Origin of the sequence: Stenotrophomonas oahuensis, assembly GCF_031834595.1 — a bacterium.
In the GTDB taxonomy this organism is placed as follows: domain Bacteria; phylum Pseudomonadota; class Gammaproteobacteria; order Xanthomonadales; family Xanthomonadaceae; genus Stenotrophomonas; species Stenotrophomonas oahuensis.
Genome location: NZ_CP115541.1, coordinates 290102 through 303148 on the forward strand (window position 1 = coordinate 290102; position 13047 = coordinate 303148).

Consider the following 13047-nt stretch of genomic DNA (forward strand, 5'->3'; position numbering starts at 1 on the left):
AACGCCAACGGCAGCCGGGCAAGCCCGGCTCTACATCCGGATCGCCCGAACGGCCCAATCGCTCGAACAGCCGGGCTTGCCCGGCGTTACCGCCGCGCCACTGGCAGCACCACCGCCAACCACACGGCCCAGGCCACAAACGCCAGCCGCTGCGCCAGCGGGGCCGGCATCACCATCTGCAGCACCAGCGCACCCAGCCCGGTAACCACGCCGGCCGCCAGATGCACCAGCGCCAACCGCCGCCCGCCGGACAACCCGCGCTCGCCCAAGCCCGACAGCACCGCCCCTGGCACGAACGCCAGCACCCACACCATCCACGCGCTGGCGTGGTACTGGCTGGCCCGGCTTTCAATATCGCTGGCGTCCAGCGGCAGCAATCCCATGGCGGCAAACGCCAGCCCGGACAACAGCAGCATCTGCCCGCCCACCCGCAGCGACCACGGTGCCGTGCGCGGCACCCGCGCCAGCAGGCGCAGCGCCACCACCACGGCAATCAGCCCCGGCAGCACGAAGCCCAGCACATTGAAGGCCAGCGCATGCGGTACGCCCAGCGCACCCAGCAACGCCACCGGATGGCCCAGCGGCAGGTAGCCCGGCAGTGCGGCACCGAAGCCGATCACGGCCAGAATGAACAGGGCCGCGCCTACTGCGCCCAGCCAGGGGTCATAACGTTGAAGTGTCTGCATGCGCCCATTGTCTGCCACCCGGGCGCGCACGCCTATAGCCGGGCGTGACGGCAACGGCCGGGGTTGCGCCGGGCCATTCGCGTCACCATAAACTGGAGACATCTTTACCGGTTGAACTGCCTGCCATGAGCGAAGTGACCCACGTCTTTGAAGCCACCACCGCCACCTTCGAGGCCGAGGTTCTGCAGAAGTCGCTGCAGACCCCCGTGCTGGTCGACTTCTGGGCGACCTGGTGCGAGCCCTGCAAGACGCTGGGACCGATACTCGAAAAGCTGGCCGCGGAGTACAACGGGGCCTTCCAGCTGGCCAAGGTGGACGTGGACAAGGAGCAGCAGATTGCCGCTGCCTTCCAGATCCGCTCGGTGCCGACCGTGTTCCTGGTCAAGGGCGGCCAGCTGGTCGACGGCTTCCCCGGCGCATTGCCGGAAGGCCAGCTGCGCGAATTCCTGACCCAGCACGGCATCACCCCGGCCGAGGCCGCCGATGAGGCCGCGGCCGAACCCGAACCGCTGGATCCGCAGGCCCAGGTAGACGTGCTGCGCGCCAGCATCGCCGCCGAACCAGACAACGAAGCACTGAAGCTGGACCTGGCGCTGGCCCTGCTGCAGACCGGCGGCACCACCGAAGCCCGCGCCCTGATCGACGCCCTGCCAGCCAATCTGTCCACCGACGAACGCGCCGTGCGTGCCCGTGCCCGCCTGGATTTCGCCAGCGCCCTGCAGGATGCGCCGTCGCCCGACGCGCTGGACGCACGCATTGCAGCCAATGGCGACGACCTGCAGGCCCGCCACCTGCGCGGCGTGCAGCTGTTGCTGGGCGGCCAGGATGAAGCCGCGCTGGAGCAGTTCATCGCTCTGCTCGAACGCGACCGCAATTTCAGCGACGGCCTGCCGCGCAAGCTGCTGGTGGATGCCTTCAGGGTGATCGACGACCCGGCCCTGGTCGGCAACTACCGCCGCCGGATGGCCGCACTGCTGTTCTGAACCGGGCCGGAAACGGCGTCAGCCCCCTTCCCCGCCCGGCAACCGGGTCATAATGCCGGCGCGGGGTGCCCAGCCACCCCGATCCACCGGGGGGAGGTGCGGTTCAGACCATGGGGGTCGCGAACCAGGCCCCGTGCATCAGGGCTCAGATGATTGTGAGTTCACGTCGACTGCCGCACCCGTTGTCGTGGTCCCGGCGCATCGCCCTGGCGGTGCTGGTAGGCCTGCTGGCCGCCGCACTCAGCCACGGCCAGGTGCTGTGGAAACCGGATGAAGCCCTGTACGACCGCTGGGTCGGCCACTGGAGCTACGCGCCCGATCCGCGCCTGCTGATCATTGCCATCGACGCGGCCAGCGTGAAAAAGCTGGGCCCGTTGCCCTGGCCGCGCGCCACCCATGCGCAGTTGCTGGATCGCCTGACCGAGGCCGGCAGCACCCGTGTGGCAATGGACCTGCTGCTGTCCGACCCTGACCCCGATGCCAGCCAGGACGCCGAGCTGTCCGCCGCGATCCGCCGCCACGGGCAGGTGGTCCTGCCGGTGGTCGCCCTGCCGACCCAGCGGCCTGGCGTTTCCGAGGAACTGCTGCCCATCCCGATGATCGCCGCCAACGCGACCACGCTGGGGCACAGCGATGTCGAGGTCGACCCGGACGGGATCAGCCGCAGCCTGTACCTCACCGCCGGCGTCGGTTCACCGCACTGGCCTGCACTGGGTGCGGCACTGGCAGCGCGCCGCGGGCTGCTGCCCGGGCGGCTGGATCCCGGCCCGGACAATGCCTCGCCCTGGCAATGGCGGCGCAACCATCTGGTGCGGGTGCGCTTTGCCGGCCCGGCGCGCACCTTCCCGCAACTGTCCTACGTGGATGTACTGGAAGGCCGGGTCGACCGCACCGTGCTGCGTGGTCGCCTGGTGATGGTGGGCGTGACCACGCCCGCCGAAGCACCGCTGCTGCTCACCCCCAGTGCGCCGGTGCGCGGACTCAGCGGCAGCGAGTACCAGGCCAATGTGGCTGCGATGCTGATGGACAACAAGGTGATCCGGCTGACGCCGGTGTGGGCACAGACGTTCTTGAGCGGGGTGCTGGCCGCTCTATTCGGCCTGCTGCTCACCCTGCCACGCGCACGCCTTGCAGCGCTCATTGCGATACCGTCGGTGCTGCTGGGCAGCTTCCTGCTGCTGCGTCTGGGCTATGTGTGGTTTGCGCCCATGGCCCTGGCCGTGAGCATGGGCGCGGTGCTGGCAGCGTGGCTGGGCTGGTGCGCGCTGCATTGGCGGCGCTTCATCCATATCGACCCGGTAACCCAGCTGGGCACGCGCCGCCGCTTCGATCACCATCTCGAAGAGGAGCACGGTGCCGCCCAGCGCCTGCAACGCCCGCTGAGCGTGGTGCTGGTGGAGCTGGACCACTTCAACGCACTGGTGGACCTGCACGGACTGAACGCCGGCAACGCCGCCCTGCGCGCCATCGCGTCACAGCTGACCGCACACGCACGCCGCCCACACGACATCAGCGCACGGCTGGGCACCAACCGTTTCGCGCTGCTGCTGCCGGAAACCAACGGCGACGGCACGCTGCAGGTGGTGGAAGACCTGATTGCTCGGGTGCGTGGATTGAACGTTCCGATTCAACTGGGACAGACCACGCCGGTAACGGTATCGGTAGGCGTGTACGTACGTGTCCCCGACGCGAGCAGCACCCCGAAGGCCATCATGCAGGGCGCAGAAGCAGCGCTGCAGCGCGCGCGTGCCGCTGGTAACGACGGCTACGCAACGGACATCGTCGACTACTGACGCGGTCCCGTGCAATGCACGGAATGCCAATGCTGCAAGGAATCTCCCGTTGGTAGCGTCGGTCGCAAGACGACGACCGATAACACCCGATCGGCTCATTAACGACGCGCATCCACCCGAAAAAAACCGCGCCACCCCATCAAGAACCCCCACCTCACACCGCCCCCAGCACCACCACACCCCACTTAGGACAATTCCGATACCGCGCACCCAAGACGCTTTGCTCCACTGCGCACTCCGCACACAGCGGATCACATGGAGCAATTCGATGAAAAAGCTGTTCTGGATGATGCTGGCCGCGCTCCCCATGCAGGCGATGGCAAACGGAGACGACCCCATTGCCTACAAGTGCTACTACTGCACGCCGGCGGAGATGGAGGATGTGGCGCTGGCGCAGGGGGTTGGGCGGCATTATGTGTATGACTACGCCAGCCGCAGCATCATGGGCTTTGAGGTTGCGCAGGCAGGAGGCAATCTGGTCGCAAACCCGTTTAAAGCTGAGAGCTGGGTGGACAGGCAGTTCAGAGGGATGGCTGCCTTGTACGACGTAACGACCAGCAGCATGACCATCCGGTTCGACGAGGTGAAGCTCCTCGCACCAGGGACGGAACACGGCAGAGAGATCGGGAGGATGCTATGGGGACATCACCTGTCGGCCCTGCATCCGGATCACGCCGAGGCGCGTGAAACCATACATCGCTACCTCACTGAGCATCCAGAACTTGTTTTTCTCGATACCACTACCTCAGGCGGTCGATTGCTGAAGTTCGCGCATTCGATCGAGAATCCCGCCCCTATTTTGGCCACGATGCACATGGGAGAAGAGTTCCTCTGGGGAGGTCGAATGCGCGTGGACTTTTACTTTGACCACGCGACACGGCATTGGCACTTCCTGGATGCCAAAGCAGGCGGGAGTTACTTCGTTCAGAACAGCCGAGATGACTTCGCCCCAGCCGAGGGCCGCTTCACATTTGACCATCACTACAATCGCCCTGAATTGCCTTTGGCAGCGTTCATAGAACGGGCCGGCTGGGCTTCCCTCCCGGTTCATGGGGAGGTTGTTCCCGGAAAGACCCGGTCCGTCAGATGTGAGCGAACAACCGACGACATCCAGTGCTACCTCGATTGAACGCGTCACTCAGGTAGTAACCAGGATTTCCCAGTCCACGGGGACGCGCATGGCGCGTCCCTACAAGACATCGCCTCCTGGACGGGGCTTGCAGCCCCGCGCAGGACGCCCAACCTTTGAACCATACGCAAGCGAATGGTAGGCTCTCCGGGTCTCCCCTACCCTCGCCTACCCCATGAAGGCCAGCCTGTTCCGCCACGGCATCAACCTGTGGCCGCCATTCCTGTTTGCCGGCATCCATGTCACCCACGTCAGCGATGACTATCGCTACGTTCGCGTGGAACTGCGCATGCGGCCGTGGAACCGCAACTACGTGGGCACGCATTTCGGCGGCAGCCTGTTCGCCATGACGGACCCGTTCTGGATGCTTACGGTCATGCAGAACCTGGGGCGGGACTACTACGTCTGGGACCGGGCGGGTGAGATTGAGTTCCTGAAGCCCGGGCGGGGTACGGTGGTGGCGGAGTTCCGGTTGGATGATGCGCTGCTGGACGGGCTGCGGGCGGAGACGGCTGATGGGGAGAAGCACCTGCATTGGTTCAGCAATGATGTGGTGGATGCGCAGGGTGAGGTGGTGGCGCGGGTGCGCAAGCAGGTTTATCTGCGGTTGAAGCCAGAGGCACGGAAGTCCGCCACGTAGAGCCACGCCCTGCGTGGCTGCGGTTGGGTCCGGCACCGCGAAGCCACGCAGGGCGTGGCTTTACGGGTGCGACAACAGCGCATCAGTCAACTAACGGCATACAATGCGCCGATGTCGATCGAAGCCCCCCACTTGGTTCCGCGCCCCTCCCTGCAGCGTCTGTTCCTGACCGGCCTGCTCACCCTGCTGCCAATCTGGCTGACCTGGGTGGTGGTCAAATTCGTGTTCGTGCTGCTGTCCGGCATCAGCAGCCCGCTGGTGGTGCCGTTCTCTGAACAGATTGCCGGCTCGTTCCCGCACTACCTCGGCTGGGTGAAGGTGGAATGGGTGCAGAACGTGATCGGGCTGGGGGCAACCCTGCTGGTCATCCTGAGCGTGGGTGTTCTCAGCCGCCGGGTGATCGGGCAGCGCCTGCTGCGCTGGTTCGGCGCGGTGATAAAGCGCATTCCGCTGGCCAGCATCATCTATGAAAGCGCCAAGAAGCTGCTGGACATGCTGCAGACCGAGCCGGGCACCACCCAGCGCGTGGTGCTGATCGACTTCCCGCACCGGGACATGAAGTCGGTCGGCCTGGTCACCCGGGTGATCAAGGAACAGGGCAGCGGCCGCGAGCTGGCGGCGGTGTACGTTCCGACCACCCCCAACCCGACCTCGGGTTACCTGGAAATCGTGCCGGTGGAGCTGCTGACCCCCACCGACTGGACCGTGGACCAGGCCATGAGCTTCATCATTTCCGGCGGGGCGGTGGCCCCGGAGAGCGTGCCGTTTACCCGGGCCGGGGATCGCTGAAGGCTGACCGCACGACCAACGGTCGTGCGCTACCGGCTGAACGGCGGGTGGCTCCGCACGGTCGAATCAGGCAAGCTCCCGGATCTGTATAGGATTTACGGAAGTGCTCCATGCCCCACCCCGCCCGCGCTCTGGCGCTCGCCATCGCTGCCGCGCTGATCTTCAGCGCCGCGCCGCCGGCTGAAGCCGCCAAGAAGAAGGCCAACCGCCCGGCCGCCGCGCAGACGCGTCCGGCCGCCAAACCCAAGGCCAAACCCCGTGCACGCCCGGCCGCGCCGGCACGCAAGCCGCTGGTGCGCCAGCTGAGCACCGCCGACCAGCTGAACCGGGTCTACGACGAATACTGGGATGCCTCGATGCGGCTGAACCCGCTGCAGGCCACCTTCCAGGGTGACGGCAGCCACAACGATCAGCTGCCAAATATCCTCTCGGCCGCCTGGCGCCAGCAGTCGCACGACTTCACCACCGAATGGCTGGGCAAGGTCGAGAAGATCGGTCCGGCAGGCCTGACCGGCCAGGACCTGCTGAGCTACCAGATCTTCGTGCGCGACGCGCAGATGTCGCTGGCGGCCGAAAAGTACCCGTCGTGGCAGATGCCGATCAGCCAGTACTACAACCTTGGCAGCATCATGGCCATCCTGGGCTCGGGCTCGGGGGCGCAACCTTTCAATACCGCCGCCGACTACGACGCCTGGTCGCGCCGCTCGCTGGGCATTCCGCCACTGTTCGACCAGGCCATCGCCAACATGCGCGAAGGCATGAAGGCCGGCGTGGTGCAGCCGCGCGACCTGATGGAAAAGGTGCTGCCGCAGCTGGATGCGGTGATCAAGCCGACCGCGGAGGAAAGCATCTTCTGGGCCCCGGTACGGAACATGCCCGACGACCTCCCCGAAGCCGACAAGGCCCGCATCACCGCCGAATACAAGCGCATGATCGAACTGCGCATCATGCCGGCCTACCGCGCGCTGCGTGGTTTCATCGCCACCGAGTATCTGCCGGCAACCCGCACCAGCGATGGACTGTCAGCGCTGCCCAACGGCCAGGCCTGGTATGCGCAGGCCATTTTGCAGACCACTGCGAGCTCCCTCACGCCGCAGCAGATCCACGAACAGGGCGAGCAGCGCGTGGCCGCCCTGCAGGACCAGATCAGCAAAGTGCTGAAAGACAACCGCATCCGCGGTTCGCAGCAGAAAGTGCTGCGCAACATGCGCAGCGACCGCGACTTCCAGTTCGCCACCCCGCAGGCGCTGCTGGGCCGCTATACCCAGCTGCAGCAGCAGGTGGCGGCACGCCTGCCGACGCAGCTGGACACGCTGCCCAAGGCCAAGCTGGATATCCGCGCAGTGGAGCCGGACCGTATCGGCAGCGCCGCTGCAGTGAGTTACCAGCCGCCGCTACCCGATGGCATGCGCCCCGGCACGCTGTATATCAACACCGGCGGCCTGCCGAGCCGACGCAGCTGGGCAGCGCCGATGCAGTATCTGCATGAAGCGGTGCCGGGCCATCATGTGCAGCTGGGGCTGCAGCAGGAACTGGACAAACTGCCGCGCTTCCGTCGCCTGGGTGGTGATGTGGCGTTCGTGGAAGGCTGGGGGCTGTATGCGGAATCGCTGGGGGATGCGCTGGGTGTGTACGACGACCCGTACGCCAAGGTGGCGTACCTGCAGGCCGCGTTGACCCGCAGTGCGCGCATGGTGGCGGAGACCGGCGTGCATGCGCAGGGCTGGAGCAAGAAGCAAGCCGTGGACTATCTGGTGAAGACTGCGGACCTGCCGGCGGAAGATGCCGCGGCCGAGGTGGAGCGGTTCATGGCGCTGCCTGGGCAGACCCTGGCTAATGGGCTGGGTGAGCTGAAGATGCTGGAGCTGCGGGATGCTGTGCAGAGTGCGCAGGGGGCGGGATTTGATCCTCGGCGGTTCCACGCGGAAGTGCTGCGCGATGGGTCGATGCCGCTGGATATTCTGGATGCGAAGATCAAGCGGTGGATGGCGGTGCCGGCCACGCCGTAATGCCGTAGAGCCGGGTTTGCCCGGCTGCGGTCGGAATCCGATGAAAAGCAGCCGGGCAAGCCCGGCTCTACGAAGCGGATATTGGCGGAACCCGATGAAAGGAAGCCGGGCAGAGCCCGGCGTTACGAAAGCGGACGCGTGCGATGTCCGATTACGCGCACACGGTCAGGCGTACGGATCCGGCTTCACGCCCAGCTTCTCGTCCGGGTCGCCCAACAGCATGGCCTGCATGAAGTCGTTTGCGAACCAGCGCCGGCACATGTCGCCGATGATTTCCTCAATCGGAATCGGGTCCGGCTTGACCGTCGGGTACTCCTCGATCGGTTGGATCTCCGGCACCAAGTCACCGAAGTCCGGCCGCCGCCCCTCTTCCCCCATCGCCGCACGCATGCGCTGAGCCAGCGAGGTCGGGTCGGCGTAGGTGGTTTCAGGAATTGCAGACGGCATCATGCCGCCCAGTTTGTCCAGCATTACGTGGGTACTCCAGTCGTTACATTAGGGAAGGGCAAAGGTTTCAATCGGGCATTCAATGCGGCCAGATACGCCGCCGCACGCTCACGCGCACCGGCCTCCAGCGCTTCGGCATCGACACTGGCTTCCACCGCACGGCTCATCGACCCGGCGGCATCCAGTTCGTAGACCAGCGGGCCGATGCTCAGCACCGGCAATTCGCCCTGCCCGGCCAGCACCTGCAAGGGCAATGCGGGCACGCGCTGGGACAGTTCGTCCTGCAATGCATTGCGCAGTACGTCCATCTGCACCGGCACGTGCAATTGCAGTGCGGTCTCGCCACCGGCCAGGGCCTGCTCACAGCGCTGCACTACCAGTTGCGCATCGATCGACTCGGCCGCCAGGCTGGCGGTGATCACCGCCCGCACCTGCCCCAGCACGTGCTCACGCAGCGTCTGCGCGTCGGCCAAGGTGGCCTGCAGCAGCGGCACCACCTGGGTCAGTGCGTCGGCGTAGCCTTTGTGGAAGCCGTCGCGATGGGCTTGGGTTGTAGCCTCGGCCACCTGCGCGGGAACACCATCGAGCGTCTGCGCGGCACGGCGACGCGCCACCGCCAGCAACTGGTCGGCGCGCGCGGCCTGCTCCAGCGCACTAGGTGCAATCACGCCGCCCACGGCAAAGTTCAAGGCCTGCTCAGGAAAGCTTTTCAACATAGCTCATCGCACTCCAGAAAAGATCCACGTCGGGCACCACATCGCGCTGTGGCGTGTCACCACTTGGGGTGTACAGCGGCAAGGCCAGCCGAGGGGCCAGCCAGCCCGGCAACAGCGGCGACAGCGCACGCACTTCGGCCGCGCCCCAGCGCAGCAATGCGTCGGGGTCGTCTTCCAGCAGCCGTGCCGGTCGTTCCGTCGTGTCGTAGCGCGAATAGCCCGAACGCATGAATGCCTGCACGTGCAGCGGCAACGCGGCACCACCGCGCTGCATGGACGCCCAGTCGCGCAGCCGCGCAGCGCCAATCAACACGGCGACCTCCGGCACGCGGTCCCAGACGGCGATCATGCGGCGCGCCAGGGGCGTGTTCGCCGAGGCACGTGCCGACGGCATCGGTAGATGGCGGTCACGGATCAGCGTGGCATTCAGCCAACGCTGCTGTGCCGGGGTTGCTGTGGCGTACACGCTGCGCCAAGGCCGGTAGTAGCTGGCCGGGGCGTAGACCAGTCGCAGCAGATCAGGCCCCACGCCAGCGACTCCTCACCGGGGCCGGGGCACGCTGACGAAGGCGCTGCCACAGCTTGCGCACGCGGCCGGCTACCGCAGGCACGGTACGTACCAGCACCCAGCCGCCCAACACCACAGCCACGCCCAGGACCGCGAACAGGCCAAGCACCAGACCCGACATGCCGCGTTCGGCGGCGGCGGTCACCGCCAGGGTGCGCGGGCCTTCCACCTCGGTCAGGATGACCGAGACATTGTCGTAATCGATGCCATCAAAGGTGTTGCGCAGGAAACGCTTGATTGACTGCATCAGCACCTCTTCGTCCACGCCCGGTGCATGCGCAACGACGGCAGCCACATGCATGCGACGCTTGTCGGTACGTCGGTTCTCACCGCCGATGCTGGCGTCGTAGTTCAGGTGCACTCGGGTGGACTGCACCCCGTCGATGAGCTGCAGCGACTCTTCCAGCCGCTGTTCAACGGCGGAGATCAGCCGGGCGCGCTCGCCCAGCGGCGTGCTGACCAGCGAATCGGCGGGGAACGAGGTTGCCACCTGGCTGCGTGGAGCCGACGGCAGGTCGTTGCGCTGCATCAGCTCAATGGATTCGGGCAGGTCGCGCGCGGCCACCTGCACCTGAAAGCCGCCCTTGCCGACATTCATCTTCTCCGCGCTGATGTTATGGCGCAGCAGCACGGCAATCACTTCATTGGCCTGGCGCTCGTCCAGACCTTCCAACAGGGGCTTGCGGGCACAGCCGGTCAATACCAGCACGGCCAACACTGCCAACAGCACCCACCGCGCCCTGCGGAAAGTGCCGGCAAACAACGGCGTGTTCATGACTTGAGCAGCGTCTCGAAGGTCTTGTTCATGTGGTTGGCCAGGCCAGCGGCCACGGTCATGCGCTTGGTGTAGTCGGCCAGGGCGGTCTGCAGCGCGAACAGGTGCGCCGGGTTGCTGGCGGTGTACGGGTCGTTGCTGGCGGCCTGGATCATGGCCAGCTCTTCACCGGAGGTGACGTAGCTGTTGGCCAGGGCGTGGGTCATGCGGTCGGAAAGCGACACGGCGGCACCGTCTGCGCCCTCGGTCGCGTCGATCGCGGTAGCAATCTGGGTAACTTGCAGCATGGTGGGGACTCCTGCGGGTTTTGGCGCGTGGAAGCGACAGGCCGGGGCGCAAGGCACCGGCCTGCCGGGTGCATCAGCCCAGGTTTCGGGCGTTCTGCTTCTGCATGTCGGCCAGACTCTTGGCCGAGTTCGACTGCAGCGAGCGGAAGGTGGTGTACTCCGACAGCTTGGTCTGGTAGTTCGCCAGCAGCTGCGGGTTGGTCGGGTCACCGTCCTCGCCGGTCTCCTTGTCGCCGGAGATCGCCTTGAAGGCCGCATCCAACTCTTTCTTAAGTTGTTTCACACCATCATCAAAATTCTGGCTGTGCTCGCTCAGCCAGCCCTTCCAGCGATTCGGATCTTCAGGAATCTCGGGTTCATTAAACCCAGGCTTTGTAGTCGGTACAGTCATTTCATATCTCCAAAGAGTCGTTAGGTCATCTGCTGCCTGCGGTCGAAAACTCCCAACGACCCTCACCAACGGAGAGCAGCTGATCGTCGGAGTACTGATAGGAGCGACCCTTGAGCAGGTCGTCCCACAAACGGATATTGATATGCACGCGGCGTGCGCCCCATTCCTGTACGTACTCGTCGCGGTAACGCGCCATGCTGTGCAGGGCTGCGTCGTCCAGGAAGCTGTCATTGGTGATGCTGGTGCGCGCTCCTTGGGTACCCAAGCGGGTACTGATGCCGCGTGCACGCAGGCCGTTACGGGCCAGATTGATCAGCTGCACATCGGTGACGGTGCGCACATCAATGCGTTTCGCGTAAGGCAGGTGCGGAGCGAGCATGGCCGCCACGCGCTTGCGCCGTTCAGCGTCTTCCGGCCCAATCGAGGTGATGACCACCTCCGGCACTTCCGGCGTGCGCAGGCGGATCACCGCGTACTCCACACCAGCGCTGTCGAGGAAGGTGCCGATGCGGGCGATTTCCAGATGCCGCACGTGGTAGATGTCGTGGTGGCGGCCGGCACGCTCGCTGGCGCGCTGGCCCCAGGACATCGCTTCGGCGGTGTCGCCAAAGGCATGGATGCGGCCGTGCTTGTCCGGCACCACGTTGTAGTCGTAGGGCGAATGCGCCAGCACGCGTTCCAGATTGCGCACCTGGGTGGCCGGCCGCTGGCGGTCATACAGCCACCATGCCGTGGCGCTCAACAAGGCCGCCAGCAGCACCAGCATGGCCCACATCGCCGGCGGGGTGCGGTTGACCATCGCAACTGGCACCGCGTCGTCGAAGGCGTCGTACGGCGATGGCACCGGAAGACGATGGTTCAGTACCGCCTCGGACCACACTTCATGCTCGGCCCGGACCGCCATGGCCAGACCGGCCACATGAACGACCTCGTTGATCGGCAGCTCCTGCGCCATCCAGCAGATGTTGTCGCCTTCACGCACTTCCAGGCTGAGCCCGAGGTCGCCGCAGCGGATGCGGAACGAGGCCGGCAGGTGATCGCCGGGGATGTAGAAGATGTTGTCGGCATTGGCCAACGTGGGGGCCAGCTTGCTCTCGTGATACGTACGCGCCGAGCCGACGTGGAAAACGGTATCGCCCGGCAGCAGCGTGAATTCAACGCCGTCGAGCTGACCAGAGAGCAGTTTCAACTTGTGAACACGAGGCATGCGAAATCCGGAGTCAGGGTCAAGGGAGGAGCCAATGCAGCGCATCGGCTGCCACGGCGCGCAGACTGACAGCTGCGCGCGGGGCAACGTACAAAAAAAGTTTCAAAGTGATTTCGAACCACGATGTCAACTGCATCGTGTGCCGTGCTGCACCGTCCTGGTGCAGGCGCGCGCCGCGTCAGCTGCGGCGCGCGTTGTACAGCGCGGTGACCTTGGCCACGTACTGGCGGGTTTCCGCATAGGGCGGAATCCGGTTGCCATGGCGCTGCACTGCGCCCTCGCCGGCGTTGTAGGCGGCGAGCATGAGTTCCAGATTGCCGTTGAAGCGTTTGTTCAGCCAGACCAGGTAGGCGGTGCCAGCGCGCAGGTTCTGCAGGGGATCCAGCAGATTGCTGGCCCCGAAGCGTCTACCGGTGGCGGGAATGACCTGCATCAGGCCGAGTGCGCCCGCATGGGAGCGGGCCTGGGGGTTATAGGCCGATTCGACGGTGACGATGGCATGCAGCAGATGGGCGTCCACCGCATGCTCGGCGGCGACCCGGTCGATCAGAGAAGCCCAGCGCGCAGACGCTGCGGGGCGTGCGCGAGGGAGCGCCGGTTCAGGCACGGGCAATTTCCCACCCGCAG

At 65.6% G+C, this 13047-nt stretch carries 15 protein-coding genes; 6 read left to right on the top strand and 9 right to left on the bottom strand.

Annotated elements, in window-relative coordinates:
- Nucleotides 1–86 precede the first annotated feature (86 nt).
- Nucleotides 87–686 carry a DUF998 domain-containing protein gene (locus PDM29_RS01320; RefSeq protein ID WP_311192104.1) on the bottom strand — a complete coding sequence of 200 codons (600 nt, stop codon included), beginning with the start codon at nt 684–686 and terminating at the stop codon, nt 87–89.
- A gap of 125 nt (nt 687–811) precedes the next feature.
- Between PDM29_RS01320 and trxA the strand changes: the two genes are divergently transcribed.
- The 6 genes from trxA to PDM29_RS01350 all read left to right on the top strand — a co-directional run bounded on the left by trxA (nt 812) and on the right by PDM29_RS01350 (nt 8029).
- Nucleotides 812–1669, top strand: coding sequence for a thioredoxin (gene trxA, locus PDM29_RS01325; protein WP_311192105.1), 858 nt, complete (start codon nt 812–814; stop codon nt 1667–1669).
- 155 nt (nt 1670–1824) lie between these two features.
- Entirely contained in the window at nt 1825–3462 is a 1638-nt protein-coding gene (locus tag PDM29_RS01330; RefSeq protein WP_311192106.1) for a CHASE2 domain-containing protein, read from the top strand.
- A 268-nt stretch (nt 3463–3730) separates the two neighbouring features.
- Nucleotides 3731–4591 carry a hypothetical protein gene (locus PDM29_RS01335; RefSeq protein WP_311192107.1) on the top strand — a complete coding sequence of 287 codons (861 nt, stop codon included), beginning with the start codon at nt 3731–3733 and terminating at the stop codon, nt 4589–4591.
- Between the two features lie 175 nt (nt 4592–4766).
- Nucleotides 4767–5231, top strand: coding sequence for a DUF4442 domain-containing protein (locus tag PDM29_RS01340; RefSeq protein WP_311192108.1), 465 nt, complete (start codon nt 4767–4769; stop codon nt 5229–5231).
- A 111-nt stretch (nt 5232–5342) separates the two neighbouring features.
- Nucleotides 5343–6020 (top strand): DUF502 domain-containing protein, encoded by a 678-nt coding sequence (locus PDM29_RS01345; protein ID WP_311192109.1) that lies wholly within the window; start codon nt 5343–5345, stop codon nt 6018–6020.
- A 110-nt stretch (nt 6021–6130) separates the two neighbouring features.
- Nucleotides 6131–8029, top strand: coding sequence for a DUF885 domain-containing protein (locus PDM29_RS01350; RefSeq protein WP_311192110.1), 1899 nt, complete (start codon nt 6131–6133; stop codon nt 8027–8029).
- 165 nt (nt 8030–8194) lie between these two features.
- Here PDM29_RS01350 and PDM29_RS01355 read toward each other — a convergent pair whose 3' ends face one another.
- The 8 genes from PDM29_RS01355 to PDM29_RS01390 all read right to left on the bottom strand — a co-directional run bounded on the left by PDM29_RS01355 (nt 8195) and on the right by PDM29_RS01390 (nt 13027).
- On the bottom strand, nt 8195–8500 hold the full coding sequence (locus PDM29_RS01355) for a hypothetical protein (protein ID WP_311192111.1): 306 nt from the start codon (nt 8498–8500) through the stop codon (nt 8195–8197).
- Complete coding sequence (locus PDM29_RS01360; RefSeq protein ID WP_311192112.1) at nt 8500–9189, bottom strand: hypothetical protein; 690 nt, start codon at nt 9187–9189, stop codon at nt 8500–8502. Before PDM29_RS01360 ends, PDM29_RS01355 begins: the two co-directional genes overlap by 1 nt.
- A complete protein-coding gene (locus PDM29_RS01365; RefSeq protein WP_311192113.1) occupies nt 9173–9721 on the bottom strand; it encodes a hypothetical protein in 549 nt (182 codons plus the stop codon). The genes PDM29_RS01360 and PDM29_RS01365 overlap by 17 nt, the downstream gene beginning before the upstream one ends.
- The gene (gene sctJ / locus PDM29_RS01370) at nt 9711–10535 is read right to left on the bottom strand and encodes a type III secretion system inner membrane ring lipoprotein SctJ (protein WP_311192114.1); all 825 of its coding nucleotides are present in this window, start codon (nt 10533–10535) and stop codon (nt 9711–9713) included. Before sctJ ends, PDM29_RS01365 begins: the two co-directional genes overlap by 11 nt.
- A complete protein-coding gene (sctI, locus tag PDM29_RS01375; RefSeq protein WP_311192115.1) occupies nt 10532–10822 on the bottom strand; it encodes a type III secretion system inner rod subunit SctI in 291 nt (96 codons plus the stop codon). Before sctI ends, sctJ begins: the two co-directional genes overlap by 4 nt.
- Nucleotides 10823–10895: 73 nt before the next feature.
- Entirely contained in the window at nt 10896–11213 is a 318-nt protein-coding gene (locus PDM29_RS01380; RefSeq protein ID WP_311192116.1) for an EscF/YscF/HrpA family type III secretion system needle major subunit, read from the bottom strand.
- A gap of 25 nt (nt 11214–11238) precedes the next feature.
- Complete coding sequence (locus PDM29_RS01385) at nt 11239–12420, bottom strand: PrgH/EprH family type III secretion apparatus protein (protein WP_311192117.1); 1182 nt, start codon at nt 12418–12420, stop codon at nt 11239–11241.
- A gap of 178 nt (nt 12421–12598) precedes the next feature.
- Nucleotides 12599–13027, bottom strand: coding sequence for a lytic transglycosylase domain-containing protein (locus tag PDM29_RS01390; protein ID WP_311192118.1), 429 nt, complete (start codon nt 13025–13027; stop codon nt 12599–12601).
- Nucleotides 13028–13047: the final 20 nt, after the last annotated feature.